General features: G+C 61.2%; 16 protein-coding genes. 6 read left to right on the forward strand and 10 right to left on the reverse strand.

Annotation, left to right across the window (positions count from 1 at the left end):
• Positions 1-82 precede the first annotated feature (82 nt).
• From tssG to tssB, 6 genes are all read right to left on the reverse strand, one after another.
• Complete coding sequence (gene tssG / locus P3T17_RS30460) at positions 83-1,099, reverse strand: type VI secretion system baseplate subunit TssG (protein ID WP_429410270.1); 1,017 nt, start codon at positions 1,097-1,099, stop codon at positions 83-85.
• Positions 1,063-2,949, reverse strand: coding sequence for a type VI secretion system baseplate subunit TssF (tssF, locus tag P3T17_RS30465; protein ID WP_429410272.1), 1,887 nt, complete (start codon positions 2,947-2,949; stop codon positions 1,063-1,065). The genes tssG and tssF overlap by 37 nt, the downstream gene beginning before the upstream one ends.
• A 5-nt stretch (positions 2,950-2,954) precedes the next feature.
• Complete coding sequence (tssE, locus tag P3T17_RS30470; RefSeq protein WP_074268806.1) at positions 2,955-3,458, reverse strand: type VI secretion system baseplate subunit TssE; 504 nt, start codon at positions 3,456-3,458, stop codon at positions 2,955-2,957.
• Positions 3,459-3,517: 59 nt separating this feature from the next.
• On the reverse strand, positions 3,518-4,021 hold the full coding sequence (locus tag P3T17_RS30475; RefSeq protein WP_074268807.1) for an Hcp family type VI secretion system effector: 504 nt from the start codon (positions 4,019-4,021) through the stop codon (positions 3,518-3,520).
• 107 nt (positions 4,022-4,128) lie between these two features.
• Complete coding sequence (gene tssC, locus P3T17_RS30480; protein ID WP_429410274.1) at positions 4,129-5,622, reverse strand: type VI secretion system contractile sheath large subunit; 1,494 nt, start codon at positions 5,620-5,622, stop codon at positions 4,129-4,131.
• A 9-nt stretch (positions 5,623-5,631) separates the two neighbouring features.
• A complete protein-coding gene (gene tssB / locus P3T17_RS30485) occupies positions 5,632-6,150 on the reverse strand; it encodes a type VI secretion system contractile sheath small subunit (RefSeq protein WP_429410276.1) in 519 nt (172 codons plus the stop codon).
• 318 nt (positions 6,151-6,468) lie between these two features.
• Between tssB and P3T17_RS30490 the strand changes: the two genes are divergently transcribed.
• From P3T17_RS30490 to P3T17_RS30500, 3 genes are read left to right on the forward strand one after another with little or no spacing between them, the layout of a single operon-like run.
• Positions 6,469-7,413 (forward strand): hypothetical protein, encoded by a 945-nt coding sequence (locus P3T17_RS30490; RefSeq protein WP_429410278.1) that lies wholly within the window; start codon positions 6,469-6,471, stop codon positions 7,411-7,413.
• Positions 7,410-8,300, forward strand: coding sequence for a c-type heme family protein (locus P3T17_RS30495; protein WP_429410280.1), 891 nt, complete (start codon positions 7,410-7,412; stop codon positions 8,298-8,300). The genes P3T17_RS30490 and P3T17_RS30495 overlap by 4 nt, the downstream gene beginning before the upstream one ends.
• A gap of 14 nt (positions 8,301-8,314) precedes the next feature.
• Positions 8,315-9,745 carry a serine/threonine-protein kinase gene (locus P3T17_RS30500; protein WP_429410282.1) on the forward strand — a complete coding sequence of 477 codons (1,431 nt, stop codon included), beginning with the start codon at positions 8,315-8,317 and terminating at the stop codon, positions 9,743-9,745.
• 11 nt (positions 9,746-9,756) lie between these two features.
• Here the strand turns inward: P3T17_RS30500 and P3T17_RS30505 are convergent, their stop codons facing one another.
• Complete coding sequence (locus P3T17_RS30505; protein ID WP_429285786.1) at positions 9,757-10,596, reverse strand: oxidoreductase; 840 nt, start codon at positions 10,594-10,596, stop codon at positions 9,757-9,759.
• A 279-nt stretch (positions 10,597-10,875) separates the two neighbouring features.
• Between P3T17_RS30505 and P3T17_RS30510 the strand changes: the two genes are divergently transcribed.
• Complete coding sequence (locus P3T17_RS30510; protein WP_074268813.1) at positions 10,876-11,424, forward strand: carboxymuconolactone decarboxylase family protein; 549 nt, start codon at positions 10,876-10,878, stop codon at positions 11,422-11,424.
• A gap of 146 nt (positions 11,425-11,570) precedes the next feature.
• On the opposite strand, the gene P3T17_RS30515 is transcribed toward P3T17_RS30510, so the two are convergent.
• Complete coding sequence (locus P3T17_RS30515) at positions 11,571-12,071, reverse strand: GNAT family N-acetyltransferase (protein ID WP_429410285.1); 501 nt, start codon at positions 12,069-12,071, stop codon at positions 11,571-11,573.
• Positions 12,072-12,099: 28 nt separating this feature from the next.
• The gene (locus P3T17_RS30520; RefSeq protein WP_429410287.1) at positions 12,100-12,870 is read right to left on the reverse strand and encodes an SDR family oxidoreductase; all 771 of its coding nucleotides are present in this window, start codon (positions 12,868-12,870) and stop codon (positions 12,100-12,102) included.
• A gap of 109 nt (positions 12,871-12,979) precedes the next feature.
• On the opposite strand from P3T17_RS30520, the gene P3T17_RS30525 reads away from it, so the two are divergent.
• Both P3T17_RS30525 and P3T17_RS30530 read left to right on the forward strand, forming a co-directional pair.
• Positions 12,980-13,387 (forward strand): winged helix-turn-helix transcriptional regulator, encoded by a 408-nt coding sequence (locus P3T17_RS30525; RefSeq protein ID WP_074268815.1) that lies wholly within the window; start codon positions 12,980-12,982, stop codon positions 13,385-13,387.
• Positions 13,384-14,175, forward strand: coding sequence for a phosphate/phosphite/phosphonate ABC transporter substrate-binding protein (locus P3T17_RS30530; RefSeq protein WP_429410289.1), 792 nt, complete (start codon positions 13,384-13,386; stop codon positions 14,173-14,175). Before P3T17_RS30525 ends, P3T17_RS30530 begins: the two co-directional genes overlap by 4 nt.
• 20 nt (positions 14,176-14,195) lie before the next feature.
• Here P3T17_RS30530 and P3T17_RS30535 read toward each other — a convergent pair whose 3' ends face one another.
• A complete protein-coding gene (locus tag P3T17_RS30535) occupies positions 14,196-16,217 on the reverse strand; it encodes an acetyl/propionyl/methylcrotonyl-CoA carboxylase subunit alpha (RefSeq protein WP_429410291.1) in 2,022 nt (673 codons plus the stop codon).
• Between the last annotated feature and the right edge of the window lie 40 nt (positions 16,218-16,257).

Below are 16,257 nucleotides of genomic sequence, written 5' to 3' on the forward strand. Positions count from 1 at the left end.
TTTCCGATCCTGTATAACGTGAGGCAGCCGACGTGCGGCCGCCGTTGGGTTGAACGATGCGCGCGCCAGTGCGGCGCGGACTTTATTTCACGGGCCTCAGTACGACTTCGTCCGCATCGGCGGGCTTCGGATAACGACCCATCCAGGTGTTGAAGCCCATGCGGCCGGCCTTGCCGAGGTACGTCAGCGGTACGTCCTCTTTCTTCAGGACGAGTTGCAGATCCCATCCCTTCTCGTCGCCGACATACATCCTCACCGCGGCCACCAGTTGCCGTAGCGCGTCGCTGCCGGGCAGGAAGCGGTTGAATTCGTTGCGGTCCAGCGGCCCGATACGCAGCCGGAAACGCTCTTGCGCGCCTCGCACATGTGCGCCAAGCAGTGCGTCTCTGCCCAACGAAGCCATGCCGCGCCCCATGTGCAGACAGGCATCGCGCGGCAGCTTCATCCAGCCCGCGACAAACTCGATCACACGCACAGGCACGCCGAAGTAATGCTCGAGAAAGCTCATGAGTCCCTCGGCGTTGCGCGACTGCGCGACAAGGCGCCCAGCGAAGAAGCGCTTGTACTCATCGGGCAATGCATCGCGTTTCTCCAGATGCGGCGTAGCGATGCCGATCAGCGCACCGATATAGGTGCGAAAGCGGTCCTCTTCCGGACGATCCATCTGCACGGTCGGTTGCGCATCGGCCCACGCGCGATAGAAGAGACTCAGCATCCGGTGATGAAACACGTCGGCAAACGCGACCAGCGTGCGATCTTTCGCGTTGCGCTCGCGGTCCACGGCATGTTCGGTCAGATGCAACGGCAGGGGTCCATGCGGACCGAACAGGCCGAGAAACAGCCCATAAAGCCGTCCAGGCCGATCAGCGGTGCGTGTTTCGAAACGCTCGATGCTGCGCGACGGAAATTCCAGCGAAACCGCATGACCCAGGCGCACCGGATCTTCGGCCGGCCGCGCGGAGTGTCCGAGCCTGGGCAACGCCGGGTATGCACATTCGAGAAGCCGCATGGCCTCGAAGAACTCGAATGCTTCGGGCCGCGCGCGCAGCGCCGCCTCGAGCGCTAGAGGATCGGCCGTTTGCCGGGATTCGCGTGCCATCGGGCAACCTCGTTTCGTTCGAGTGTGCGCAACACTGTCTCGACAAACGAATTCAGCGAAACGTAGCGCGCAAAGAAGTGCTGCAGAACCGACGCAAGCAGAAATGCGCCGCTGCCCTCGAAGGCCGCATCGTCGCAGGTCAGCGTGACCTCCAGGCCGCGGCCATAAGTGACCGGTCCCGGCACGGGAATGCGGCGCGTGACCGGCACGGCCGCAACGTGTTTGATGCCTTCGATCTGGCGGCGCGTGGCGGCATCGAACTGGTCGTGATACAGACTGAGCATTTCGCGCAAGGCAGTTGCACCCGCTTCGCCCTCCTCATCGAGCAGCGACAGGTAGTTCAACTGCAGATGGCTGATCAGACGCCAGGCGGATTCGCCTGTCGCGGTGGGCGCACGCGGCCGGGTCGGCCCGGCCACGCAGCGGATCGACGCCACCGGCGCATCCGTATCCAGCGTGAAGTCCGTGTACGACTTGCCCACTGGCATATGCAACGGCAGATCGCGATTCGTGCACAGCAGGCGCAAGCCCAATTGACGCAACGAGGTCGCATAGGGCGCGTCGTTCGCGTCCACCAGCGCGATAAAGGTCTCGCTGCCGACATAGCTGGAGCGCGCGCCCCGCTGCTTCTGACGGCTCGATAGCACGCGCGGCTCGCGACGTAGCGTATAGAACGCGGACTGCGGACTGTGCCATGTCCGCGCGGTGCTGTCGTAGAACGGCCGGAAACTTTGCTCGGGCTCCTGACGATCGCCGTAACCCTGCACGTCCAGCACGCTATGCACTTCGAAGTCCATCGGGCGCGTCCGGTCCCCCAGCACGTGATATTCCGTGGCCCCCTGCTGAAGATGGATACGGTCTGCGCGGCGTTCGAACAGATTGACTGCCGGTGTGCAGAAGAGCCGGAAATTGCTGGCATGGATGGCGTTATGCAGACGAGCGACGCTGCGGTCGAGCCACACCACGATCTCGAACTCGTTGCCGGCGGCACGCGCAAGCAGCGTGCGCAGGCCGGTGAACTCGACGAACAGGAAGCGCTCCGGACAGGCAAAGTATTCCTGCAGCAGACGATAACCGCTGAACGAACGGCCTCCGTACGGCAGCAACGCCTCATCCTCGTCGAAGCCCGCCGCGCGCAGCGCAGACGCCTCGCGATGCACCTCGACGGCCGTCCCGTCCTGCGCAGCCGCACGCACCGTATATCCGGCGCCATTGGCCAGAAGTTGCTCATAAACCAGACGCGGCAAATCGTCGGCTCCGCCGAGAAAGACGGGCAAGCGATCGAGCGCGAGGGCCTTCGCCGGCACACCCGAGAGCGTCCTGAACTTCAACCGCAAACCCGCGCGCGCCTGCGTGCCGGGTGGCGGCGCGAGCCCTGCGGCGGCCAGCGCCGCGGGTGTGTCGAAGTATCTCGCCTCGGCAATCGCGAGTGGCCACAGCCTGACCTCGTGCGCGGTACGGTACTCGCAGGCTGTCCGCTCGCCGAAGCCAGTTAGGCTGCGCATCACGGTATGCCGCGCGATCGGGTGGCCGGCCGCCGGCAAGTCTTCAGCCTCATCCGGATGAAACTGCACTACTGCCATCGACGGTACCGGCGTCAGGTAGTGCGGGTAGATCATCTCCAGCAAATGTTGCGTGAACACCGGGAACTGCGCGTCGATCTTCAACTGCACGCGTGCAGCCATAAACGCGAATCCTTCGAGCAAACGCTCGACATACGGGTCCGCGCATTCGAACCCTTCCAGCCCGAGCCGCCCCGCGATTTTGGGGTGCTCGCTCGCGAATTCCGCACCCATTTCCCGGACATGCTGGAGCTCGCGGTTGTAATAGCGTAAGAGTCGTGGATCCATTACATTCAGCCGAAAAGTTGCGAGACGTGAAACTCGCCGGTCTCGAGATCGACGTCGGTGCGCAGATACAGGCTAAGCGGCATCGGCTGCGCCCACATGTCCGCTTCGATCCGGAAACGCAGCGAGCGGCTGTCCATGCGGGCATGGTCCGGCTCGACACTGACCTGAACCGTACCGGCGATCAGACGCGGCTCGAAATCGCGCAGCGCCGAGCGGATACGCTCCTGCAACAGCGCGATGTCGATGCCCGACAAGGCCGTACCGGTAAGATCAGGAATCCCGAAGTTCAGAACCGACTTACCCGCGTGCGTGAAACCTGCGGATTCTTCGCTGCTCCATTGGCGTGTGCAGTTGAGCAGCCAGGCGATATCGCGAGTCACGTACTCGCGAAGACGCAGCGCGGTGATAACACGCTCCTCCCGACTCTCTTCACGCTGCGCAGGAGCAAGGTCGGTCAACCGGTCGAGCAGCGAAGGCTGCAGACGCTCCTGGGGTGTCAGCTCTGCCATGCGGCGGGCTCCGTAACATTAGGGGATCCGGACGGACCCGCGGTATCGCGCCGGCTGGCTTATTCCTTGGTGACCTGCTGGATGTCGTAGGTGAAATCCTTGGTGCCACCGCTCGCCTTGCCCGTATCGTCCTGGGGCTGGAACGAATACTTGAACTTGCCGAAGTGCAAGGTGATGTTTTCGGTCAGCCGCTCGTCGCCGCCGCTGCCACCGGTCGACACCGACGTGACCAATACACCTTCGCTGAGCTCGATGGTCACGTAGTCGGTCTGCTGACCGGTTGCGTTCGTCACGTATAGATAGGCGGTATCGATTCGCGCACCCGTGCAGCACGCCTGCAACAGCGCGTTAGAGCAGGCGTCGACGTACTTGGTGACGGTAATGTCCTGGATGTTTGCCTTGCCGCCCGACGCATAGCCGGCGCCGGTGTGCAGGTTGCCGGTATTGCTGCAGCCCCAGGACCAGGCGATGATGGGTACCTGGTTCTTGTGCTTCGAATGGGCGGAGGCGCCCTGGATCGTCACCGCGCCAGAGCCGAATTTCAGGTGCATGTCGAATGCCATATATTCCTCTACTTGTGTGCTGTAAAAGTTTGCCTGCCAGGCTGACAGGCCTTTGGACCCGGAGCATTGCCCTCCGGGTAGCGACTAAAAGCGACTTACGTGTGAGCTCAGGCCGCCTGCGCAGACGGCAAGCGCGAGACGAGGCGCAGTGAAACGGTCAACCCTTCGAGCTGGTAGTGCGGCTTGAGGAAGAACTTCGAGGTGTAATAGCCGGGGTTGCCCTCCACTTCTTCCACCACGACTTCCGCGGCAGCGAGCGGCTTGCGGGCCTTCGTCTCTTCACTGGAGTTCTTGGGGTCGCCATCCACGTAGTTCATGACCCAATTGGAAAGCCAGCTTTCCATCTGCTCCCGCGTGCTGAACGAGCCGATCTTGTCGCGCACAATGCACTTCAGGTAATGCGCGAAACGGCAGCAGGCAAACATGTAGGGCAAGCGGGCCGAGAGATTCGAGTTGGCCGTGGCCGAGGGATCGTCGTACTCTTCCGGCTTCGCGACCGATTGCGCCCCGATGAACGCCGCGATGTCCGTGTTCTTGCGGTGCACGAGCGGCATCAGGCCCATCTTGTCGAGTTCTGCCGAACGTCGATCGGTAATCGCGATCTCCGTGGGACACTTCATGTCCACGCCGCCATCGTCACTGGGGAAGGTATGAACCGGCAGGTTCTCGACTGCACCACCCGACTCGACGCCGCGAATCCGCGTGCACCATCCGTAGTACTTGAACGAGCGGTTAATGTTCACCGCCATCGCATATGCTGCGTTCTGCCATGTGTACTTCGACGAATCCGCGCCTTCCGTGTCTTCTTCGAAATCGAATTCTTCGACCGGATCGGTCTTCGCACCATATGGCAAGCGAGCCAGGGTACGGGGCATCGTCAGCGCGAGATAACGTGCATCGTCCGTTTCCCGCAGTGAACGCCAGGCGGCGTAGTCGGGCGTCGTGAAAATCATCGACAGGTCACGCGGGTTGGCGAGTTCGTTCCAGTTCTCCATACCCAGCAAAGAAGAGCCGGCCGCCGATATAAATGGGGCATGCGCTGCCGCCGCGACCTGCGCGATGCCGCGCAGCAACTCCACGTCCTGCGGACCGTGGTCGAAATAGTAGTCGCCGATCAGACAGCCATACGGCTCGCCGCCTAACTGGCCGTATTCCTCTTCGTAGATGCGCTTGAAAACAGGACTCTGGTCCCACGCGACACCCTTGAAGCGCTTGAGATTTTTGGCAAGCTCTTTCTTCGACACGTTCATCACCCGGATCTTCAGCAGCGGATCCGTTTCGGTGTTGGTGACGAGATGATGCAGCCCGCGCCACGCGCCTTCCAGTTGCTGAAACCCGGCGTCGTGCAGAATCTGGTTCAACTGCTCACTGAGCTTGCGATCGATTTCGGCGACGTATGCATTGATAGTCTGCGTCAAATCGTCGGATACGACGTTCGAATCCTGAAGCACGTGCTCAGCCAGCGTGCGTACCGCGGCTTCGACCTCTTCCCTCGCACGCTCATTCTTGGGCTTGAATTCCTTGCTGAGCAGTGCCGAGAATTCGCTGACCTCGGTGAGGGCGCCCTGTACACCTTGCTCGATCTGGTTCTGGCTTTCCATGACTTTCCCTCACTCCTTCCCGGATTCATCAGCGGCTTTCGGTACCCCACCCAGTGCCTGCAGCAGTGCCGGATCCTTGATCGCCTGGGCAATCAGCTTTTCTGCGCCCGACTTGCCGTCGAGATACGTGCCCAGATTGGCTAGCTGCGTGCGCGCCTCGAGCAACTTCCTGAGCGGTTCGACCTTGCGCGCCACCTCGGCAGGCGAGAAGTCATCCATGCTTTCGAAGGTCATGTCGACTGCGAGATGGCCTTCGCCCGTCAACGTGTTGGGCACACTCAGGCTCACCCGCGGCTTCATCGACTGCATGCGGCTATCGAAGTTGCTGACATCGAACTCCAGCGCCTTGCGTGCTTCAATCGCAGGAAGCTCGGCGGCATTGGCACCGGACAAATCCGACATCACGCCCATCACGAACGGGAGCTGTACCTTCTTCTGCGCCCCATACAGTTCGACGTCGTACTCGATCTGCACGCGCGGCGCCCGGTTGCGCCCAATAAATTTCTGACTGTTCTGTCTCGTTGACATTGGCTGCTTCCTTTCAGTGTTGACCATGTGATGGATTCGACGATGCGCTCGATCTGTACGGTGAACGCTGTCCGCACCTACAAAACGCTCGGCGTCGCGATCTATTCCGTCTAAATTTTTCCGCGTTCGTCAGGTGCTGTGCTTGCCGGCGTGATCCCCGCCCGCTGGCTACACAACGCCCCAGAGTTGGGGGATATTCCGCAACCACTTTAAATTTGCGCGCTTTGTCATTCGCGGCGGCCACGGAATAAACCGCGCGTTCGAGCGTTTTATGGGGACGCCTTCTCGTACTTCGTCGATGTCATGGCGCTTCAGGACATGAAACTCTCAACTCAACCCAGCAGCGCATTGCGTGGCAAACAGACCTTGTTGGCCCTGCTCGTCTTCGTCGCGATTACGTCACGGGCGCAAGCGGCGTGGCAACTCGTGCGTGCCGATGCACGCCCGGTCGCCATCCACGACACGGGGCTGTATCAGCCGGACATCGGGCAACGCTTCGGGACGGGCGACATCGTCGAGACACCGGCAAGCGGCGGCATACAGATTCAGGACGAAGCAGGGAACATCGTTGCGCTGGGTCACGACACGCGTGTGATGTTGTCGCGCGACGCGCATATCGTGTTGCTGCAGGGATGGATGAAGGTGCGCAATGCGTGCAACACCAAAGATTGCGCAGCACCGGTTATCGAAACAGAGCGCACGCGATTTTTGCCGGCAGCCGATACGGCGCTCGTGATTGCGGCGAAAGCCGCGGGCTATCAGGACACCGACGCGGTGTTCTGCGAGAGCGGCACGGCAAGCGTCAGCGCAATTGCAGGTTCGCACGGCAAGCCGGTGTCATTACGCGTCGACGCGCACGGCTTCGCCACGCACTCCACGGCACAGGAACCCGTCACTCTCGCGACGCGACCCGATTCCGCATTTATAGCGTCGATGCCGGTCGCCTTTCGCGACGCGTTGCGCACCATCCCTGCGCTAACCACCGCGCACAACGATCCGCCCAAAGACATGCGTCCCGTCGCTTACGCCGATGTGTCGGACTGGCTCGCAAGCAGCCTGGCAGTGCGTACTGCGCCGCCCACACGTTTTACGGCGCGGTTCCGCGCACGTCTTTCCGATGGGGCGTTTCAACACGCCATCAAGCAGAACATCCGCGAGCTGCCCGACTGGCGTCCACTCGTTTATCCGCCGCCGCATGTCCTCGCGCGCAGCACAGCGTTCCAGCAGCGATCACCTTATTCCTCCGACTCCGTACACCCATGAAGATCTCGCTCGCCATCAAGTTCAATCTCGTGTTTATCGCGATCTTCGCGATCGGACTCACGGCTATCGGTCTCGTCGCCGATCGGGTTCTGCAACAGCAGGCGCTGGAGGAAACACGTCACGATGCCGACGTGCTGTTGAGCGCCGCCGGCGCCGTGCAAAACTACACCGCCCAGCACATCACGCCATTGCTCTCAACGCAGATCCAGTATTCATTCGTGCCAGAATCGGTGCCGGCGTATTCTGCAATCGAGATGTTGAATACGCTGCAAAGCGCGTTTCCAAACTTTTCGTACCGCTCGACCATGGTCAACCCGACCAATCCGCGCGACCGGCCCACTGACTGGGAAACCGAGGTGATCAACCACCTTCACGACCATCCCGAACTGAAGGAAATCACGGGGCAACGCCGCACGCCTGGGGGCGAACAGTTGCTGTTTCTCGCGCACCCCAGCAGCATCACCGATTCGAGTTGCATGCAATGCCACAGCACGCCCTCCGCGGCCCCGCGCACGATGCTCGACAAATATGGTCCGGCGAACGGCTTCGGCTGGTCCATGAACGAGGTCATTGGCGCGGAGTTCGTCTCAGTGCCGATGTCGGAGTCGATCGCTCGCGGTCACGCGGTGTGGCGCAGCCTGATGGTGTCATTGAGCGCGGTGTTCGCGGTTGTGCTCGTCGTGCTCAACCTCATGGTGCACTTTCTGGTGACGCGCCGTCTGCAGATGCTGTCACGCGCGGCCGACGAAGTGAGTCTTGGCAAGTTAGGAGACGTTGCGTTGCCGGCAGGCGGGCGCGATGAAATCGCATCGTTGGCCGTTTCGTTCGGACGGATGCGCACGAGCCTCATTGCAGCCTTTGAGATTCTCGAGGAAGGTCAACGGTAACCGGGCGACGCGTCATGGACCACGAAGATACTTCGCGCACGGCCAGCTTGCCACGGCAGATAGGCCGCTATCAGGTCGAACGGGTGCTCGGCCGCGGCGCAATGGGCACGGTATATCTCGCCACCGATCCGCATATCCAGCGGCAGGTGGCGTTGAAAACCATTCGCTCTGCACTGCTTGACGACACAGGAACCGGCGACGATCGGCCTTCCGGCAGCGAATTGACCGAACGCTTTCTCAACGAAGCGCGCGCCGCCGGGCGTCTCGTGCATCCGCACATCGTCAGCGTATTCGACTACGGGGAGACCCATGGCGTCGCATTCATTGCGCTGGAATACGTGCCCGGCGAAACGCTCGCGCAACGTCTTTCCCGGCGTGTCCGCAGCGGAAGTGCAATACCGGTGCTCGAGGCGCTGAGCTGGTTCGCGCAACTGCTGGATGCGCTCTCATATGCCCATGAGCTTGGGGTCATCCATCGTGACATCAAGCCCGCCAATCTTCTGATTACGCCGCGCGGCGATTGCAAGGTGACGGATTTCGGCATCGCCCAGCTCGATACCGGGCGTCTGACCCAGGCAGGCATGATGATCGGAACGCCGAGCTACATGTCGCCTGAACAGTATGCGGGTGGGAATATCGACGCGCGTAGCGATCTCTTCTCCGCCGGTGTCGTTCTCTACGAAATGTTGACGGGTAAGTGCCCATTCAGCGGAACGTCAGCGGCAATGATGCACCAGGTCATCAACGAGATGCCGTCGCCTCCGTCCAGCCACGTGGCAGATCTTCCTGCTGAACTCGACGCCATGGTGATGAAGGCGATCGCCAAGCGCCCCGAGCAGCGCTTCGCGACTGCCCTGAGCTGGCGGAACGCATTGCTTGTCCTGCACGACACCTTGAAGGACACGCTCGATCCTGACCATACTGTGATCGCTGCGAAGCTGCCGCGCAAGGCGCTCGAACCCCTGCCGGTAGCCGCGTCCGACCTGTCAGGCAGCTTTCTCGCTACATTAGAGGAGCGGCTTGCCAGCCACGTTGGGCCGATCGCCTCGCTGCTGGTGCGGCGCGCCGCATCGCAGGCGACCGATTCACGAGCGCTCGCCGCGCAGTTGGCCCGACATCTGCCCGACGAAGCGGCTCGCCGCGAATGGGGCACCATGCTCAAGCAGCATCTGATGGAGTCAGGGCAAGGCTCTTCGTTTCAAGTTGTGAGCGAGACACGGGCCTTCGAAAGCGCGCACGCAGCGACCGCGACGCTCGATCCCGCTCATATCGAAGCCGCCACGCGACAACTGGCGGTGCACGTGGGCCCCATTGCGCGGATTGTCGCAGGACGCGCAGCACGAGGCGCGGACACAGCCACCTTCCATGCGCGTCTCGCCGATGCGCTGCCGTCGTCAGTGGATAGAGAGGCTTTCCTGCGTGCACTTGGCGAGTCGGCCACGTGACCTTCATCGACTTACCTGAAGCTCGTGCTTCTCGTCAGTTCTTCCCATGTATCAAGCTCGCGACCCAGGTCGTCGAGCTTGCTGCGAATCAGATCGAGCGCGTCGCCACCGAGCACCAGATGCAATGGCGGCTTATCTGCTTCGAGCGCGGCTATGATCGCCTTGCCGCCGAGCACGGGATCGCCCTGCTGCTTGCCGTGCGCAGCCGTCACGCCGTCGCGCGCCTTACCGACGGTGTCCGCATAGGCCGCAAGACGCACGTTCGATTGCTTCATCGAGCCGCCGCGGAAATCGGTGCGAAAAGCACCTGGCTCAACGACGGTCACCCCCAGGCCAAAGGGAGCGAGCTCTTTGGCCAGTGTCTCTGACAGCCCCTCCACTGCGAACTTTGCCATGTGGTAAAACCCGACGCCCGGGAAGGTTGTCAGTCCACCTACCGAACTGATGTTGACAACATGTCCACGGCCACGCTCGCGCATACCTGGCAGGACGGCCTTTATCATGTTCCAGGTGCCGTACACGTTCGTCTCGAACATCGCCCGGACGTCGGCATCCTCGCCTTCCTCGATCGCGCCGAGGTATCCATACCCGGCATTGTTGACCAGCACGTCCACCGCGCCAAACTGGCGCTCAGCGGCACGGACGGCGGCTTTCGCCTCGTCGGGTTTCGTGACGTCGAGCTGGACAGCCAGCGCGACGGCCGGATGCTCCTTGACGATGTCTTCGACAGCGGACACATCCCGTGCACTCACGACAACCCGATAGCCCGACTCCAAAGCCTGTCGCGCAAGTGCACGGCCCAAACCCTTCGAGCATCCAGTAATCAGCCAGACCGCGTTCTTTCCGAGCATTGTCAATCTCCTACGTTATCAGTTCATCGCCGCTTGACCCGCAAGCCACACCCCGGCTCGCTCGCGCCTAAACCCGGCACCTCTGGGCTGAGTATAGAAAGGGTTTCGCTTCTTATCAGGCTGGATAACCAGGATGAATCATGCGATCTGATCGAACAATCGCAGCCGCGCTGCCGCTATTACTTCGGAGGTAGTTGGCGCATTGCCCGCACAAACTTAATCTACATCTGTCGTGCGATCACTACTTAACGTACGCGCTTAACTCTCAAGGAAAAAACCATGGCTAAGTTTCCCGTTTATACGCTTGAATCCGCACCCGAACAGTCGAAGCCGTCGTTGCAGGCACTCGCGCAAGCGTTTGGCATGGTGCCCAATATTGCCGGCGCGATCGCCGGATCGCCGAAGCTGATCAACGGTCTGGTCGGCGTGTTCCAGCAGGTTCATACCGGCAGCTTTACGGAAGCACAGATCCAGACGCTTCTGCTGACGAATGCCGTCACGAACGGCTCCACCTGGGCGGTCGCCTTCCATACGTTCCTGGCACTCAAGGAAGGCCTTCATGAAGCAGACGTTCAGGCGATCCGTACGCGCGGCTTGCCGCAGGACAGCAAGCTCGCCGCGCTTTCGCGTCTTGCACGTACGTTGATCGAAAAGCGTGGTCGTCTCGACGATCGCGATGTCGCCTCGTTCACGGCTGCCGGATTCGACCAGTCTCTGGTGCTCGAAGTCATTCTGGTCGTGGCCGCATCGACCATCACCAACTATGCCGGCAGCGTCGCCAATCCTCCGCTGGAGGAAATGTTCGGCGAATACGCCTGGACTGCCTGACTATAAGTGGATCGTCGAACCTGTTGTTGAGTGGTGAGGCATTCGTCAATTCGGATGCCTTACTAGCTCCTTGATTGACGAAGTCACTCCGAAGTCCGCGCGGTGAACGGTCTAACGACCGGCCGCGCTATCGATACCGATGCGGTTCACGCCAGAGGCAACTTATAAAAGAGCGTATCGATCTCGGCCGCAAACCGCTCAGTGGGAAGCACACTACGTGGCACTCTCTGGAAACCATTTTTTTCGTAAAACCGCTGCGCAGCGACGGTTAGTTCGATGGTACCGAGGCATAGAGTTGTTGCGCCACTCTGACGAGCATGCTGCACGAGATGGTCCAGAAGACGTTGCGCCGTGCCTATCGTGGTGCCGCGGAATTCCTTGAGGACATAGAACCTTTTCACCGCAATCAACCCGTCACCGAGGTCTTTCAAGGAAGCGGTACCGACCACCCGGCTGTCGCTGATCGCAATCCAGAACCCGCTGGCACCCTCTTGATAAGCGTGGGCCAGATCGCCAAGATCACTCTCCGCGCGTGGGTCGTCGTGAATACCGAATTCCGCCCAGACTTGCGAAATGAGCGACCAGACATCGCTCTCCCAGGACTGGGAGAATCGTTCGATCTGAACAACGGCGATGTCTGATCTCATGGTTTGAGCCCGATCTGATACAACACATCTAGCTGCCAGCGAAGTGATCGTTCAAGCCGGCAAACTGTTTTGCATAACCTTCACTTCCCTGCTCGGCCGCAAAGCGCAGCGGGAGCACACGCTTGACCAGCACTTCGTGCGCGTCAGGCTGCGACTCCAGAATCGACATGACTTCGTCAATATACTCCGTAAGCGGCATCGCGTTGGGGTCGCTGGCCTGTTGCTCGCCCATCAGTTCGGTCTGCACGTAAGGCGGCGCGATTTCCACAACATCCACATTCGTGCCCTTAAACTGATAGCGCAGCGACTCGCTAAACGAGTGGATTGCTGCCTTGGTGGCGCTGTACGTCGGCGTGATGGCGAGCGGCAGGAATGCCAGTCCCGACGACACGGTCAGCACCGTCGACTTCGCCTGCTTACGCAGCAGTGGCAACAATGCAGCAGTGAGACGAATAGGGGCGAGCAGGTTCGTGGCGATCGTCGCCTCGGCGATACTCGTATTCACATCGGCCGCACGCCAGTCTTCAGGCTGCATGATGCCAGCATTGTTGAGGAGCGCGTTCAGCGTGGGATAGTCGCGAACGATCTGCGCCGCGAAGCGGGCAATGTCTTGCGGATCCGTGAGGTCCAGCGTGGCTGTCTCGATGCCTGGATTGGCCTCGCGCACAGCATCGAGTGCGGACTGGCGGCGCCCCGCGACGATGACCTTGTTGCCACGGCGATGAAATGCTTCCGCGAGCGCGCGCCCAATGCCCGAACCGCCGCCGGTGATCAGAATCGTGTTTCCGCTAATTTGCATGGCTGTTCTCCTGTATGAGGTTGTGCTAGCGTATGGCAAGCACTCTCATTCGGGAAGTAGGCACCGGTTTGTGTGGTACGAACATCAATGTGCGTAATGCGGATTCTCAATGGCGAACGGCAAAAAAGAAAATCGACGGGTCGTATTCAAATCGACGACCGGGCACTCGTCCTCAGCGGAACTCGATGCACTTGTGCTCGACGTGCTCGGCCGCGTCGCGGACAAATGGACGATGTGCGTCCTTGAGGTGCTCAATCAGAATGGCGTAGTGCGCTTTACGCGCGTCGGCGAACTGGTCGGCTCGATCAGCCAAAGAATGTTGACGAAGACGTTGCGACAAATGGAGGCCGACGGACTCGTGTTGCGTACCGTGCATCCGGAGGTTCCCCCACGCGTCGAATACTCGTTGACTGAACTGGGAACGAGCCTGTGCGCAGCATTCTGCGAAGTGTGGCAATGGGCCGAAAGACACGAACCGGAACTACGCGAATTGCGCAAGAAAAGAGAACCCTCATGAACCGCGTCGCCGCCCTTCCGATGTACAACGTCACGCCCGCGCTCGCCGCCGAGTGGCGCGCATTCCTTGCTGACGTTTTAAAGGCAGTGGACCCGCATGCCGCCCTGATCGATCCGGGCGAAGACCTGCATGCGCTGTGGCGCCGCCCCGACCTCCTGATATCGCAGACCTGCGGCTATCCGCTTGTCAGCGGTTTGCAGCGTCACGTTCAATTGATTGCGACGCCGCAATTCGACGCGCCAGGCTGTGCGGGCGCGAACTACTCGAGCGCGTTGATCACCCGAGCGAACGCACCGTTCGACTCTCTGGACGCATGCCGCGGCACACGCGCTGCCTATAACCAGGACGATTCGAATAGTGGCATGAATGTATTCCGACATGCGGTGGCGCCGCTTGCAAAGGATGGGCGATTCTTTAGCGAAGTCATCCGCACCGGTTCGCACCTCGGCTCGCTGCGAGCGGTGGTGGAGAACCGCGCGGATGTTGCCGCAATCGACTGTGTCACGTTTGCGTTCATGTGCGACGAGTTGCCCGAACTCACGCAGCAGGTGCGAGTGCCAGGCTGGACAGCGGCATCGCCGGGCTTACCGCTGATTGCCGCGAACGATGTGCCGCAGAGCACCGTCGAATCGATGCGCGCGGCGCTGGACGACGCCCTCGCTTCACAACCCATGCGTGCGAAGCGACTGCGTCTCAAGGGATTTTCACGCCTATCGCTAGGCGACTATGCGCGCATCAACCAGATGGAAAGCGAGGCGCGGGCGCTGGGGTATCCGCACCTTGCCTGAGCGGTCTGGACTACGCGCAATCAGCCGACATCCAGCACCAGCAACTGCGCACCGTCCGCTACCTGATCGCCCACCGCGTACAGCACCTCCGATACCGTGCCGGCCGCCGGCGCTCCGATGGTGTGCTCCATCTTCATGGCTTCCATGACGATCAGCGGTGTACCTTTCTCGACAACCGCACCCGGTTCGACAAGAACCGCGATCACCTTGCCGGGCATCGGCGCGGTGAGGCGCCCTTCGCCGTGTTCGGCATCGGCCGCGTGTGCGAGCAGGTTTTGCCATTCGAAAGCCAACGCCTCGCCCAGACAGAACACATGGAACACGTCGCCATCCACGAAGACGCGCCCGGTGACGTGCGAGTCGCCGATCATCGCGCCGAACTCATGTGCACCTGTCCCGCTCCACCATGTAAAGCCGTCGCGCTGACCATCATGTTCCAGTGTCTGCACGCCGCCATCGCGAGCAAACGTCACCGCAAAGGCGCTTTCGTTTTCGACGTCGCGCCATGCGAGGGTCTGCGTATAACCGCTATTTAACCGCCAATGCGACAGCGCATCCCACGGCGATGCGCCATGGGCCGTACCGCCTTCACGCGTTAGCAAGGCCGCACAGGCCAGCGCCACGGCTTCGCGAAATGGCTTTTGCACCGGCGCAAACAACGCAGCGTGATGCCGCTCGATCAGGCCGGTATCGAGATCGCCACTGGAAAACGGCTCGCTCGTGACGATACGCTGCAAAAACTCGACATTGGTATGCGGACCCACCACCTCGCAAGCGCGCAACGCCCGGCTCATCCGCGCCAGCGCCTCGGCACGCGTCGCACCATGGACGATCAGCTTCGCAATCATCGGATCGTAGTACGGCGTAATCGTGTCGCCTTCGCGCACGCCGCTATCGATCCGCACCGCAGCGCGCGAACCGGCTACCCCTGGCGAAACGATCGCAAACTCCACGCCCTCAGGCATGCGCAGATGCTTGAGCGTGCCCGTCGACGGCAGGAAGCCGCGTGCCGGATGCTCGGCGTAGATACGCGCTTCGATGGCATGACCATCGAGTTTCAGTTGCGTTTGTGTCAGCGGCAACGGCTCGCCGGACGCTACGCGCAATTGCCATTCCACCAGATCGAGGCCCGTTACCATTTCGGTGACCGGGTGCTCGACCTGCAGGCGCGTATTCATCTCCATGAAGTAGAAGTCGCTCGCACCGGTCATGATGAATTCAACCGTGCCCGCGCCGACATAGTTCACCGCACGCGCCGCCGCGACCGCCGCTTCGCCCATCGCACGCCGCAACTCGGCGGCAAGGCCCGGCGCTGGGGCTTCTTCCAACACCTTCTGATGGCGACGCTGCACCGAACAATCGCGGTCGAACAGATATACGGTGCCGCCCTGCTGATCGGCGAACACCTGCACTTCGACATGGCGCGGCCGCGTCAGATACTTTTCGATCAGCACACGATCATTGCCAAAGCTGCTTGCGGCTTCGCGCTTGCACGATGCAAGCGCCGCCGCGAAGTCTTCGCTGCGCTCGACCACGCGCATGCCTTTGCCGCCACCACCTGCGCTCGCTTTGAGCAGCACCGGATAGCCGATCGCATCTGCTTCACGTTGCAGCAGTTTGGCATCCTGATCGTCGCCATGGTAGCCCGGCACCAGCGGCACGGCAGCAGCATGCATCAACGCTTTGGCAGCCGCTTTCGAGCCCATTGCCGCAATCGCTTCGACCGGCGGTCCGATGAACGCAATGCCTGCGGCTGCGCACGCCTGGGCGAAGTCTTCGTTTTCCGACAGGAAACCGTAGCCCGGATGCACCGCCTGTGCGCCGGTTGCGAGCGCCGCCGCGATGATGCGTTCGTAGCGCAGATAGCTCTCCGCCGCAGTCGCGCCGCCGATGTGTACCGCCTCATCGCACGCCGCGACATGCTTCGCGTTGGCGTCCGCATCGGAATACACCGCTACGCTCGCGATGCCGAGACGCTTGCAGGTTGCGGCGACCCGACAGGCAATCTCGCCGCGGTTAGCGATCAGAATCTTGTTGAACATGAGGTGTCTCGATGAAGTGTCCCGTTCAGGACCGTTGTTC

This window comes from Paraburkholderia sp. GAS82, assembly GCF_050436285.1.
GTDB classification, from domain to species: domain Bacteria; phylum Pseudomonadota; class Gammaproteobacteria; order Burkholderiales; family Burkholderiaceae; genus Paraburkholderia; species Paraburkholderia phenazinium_B.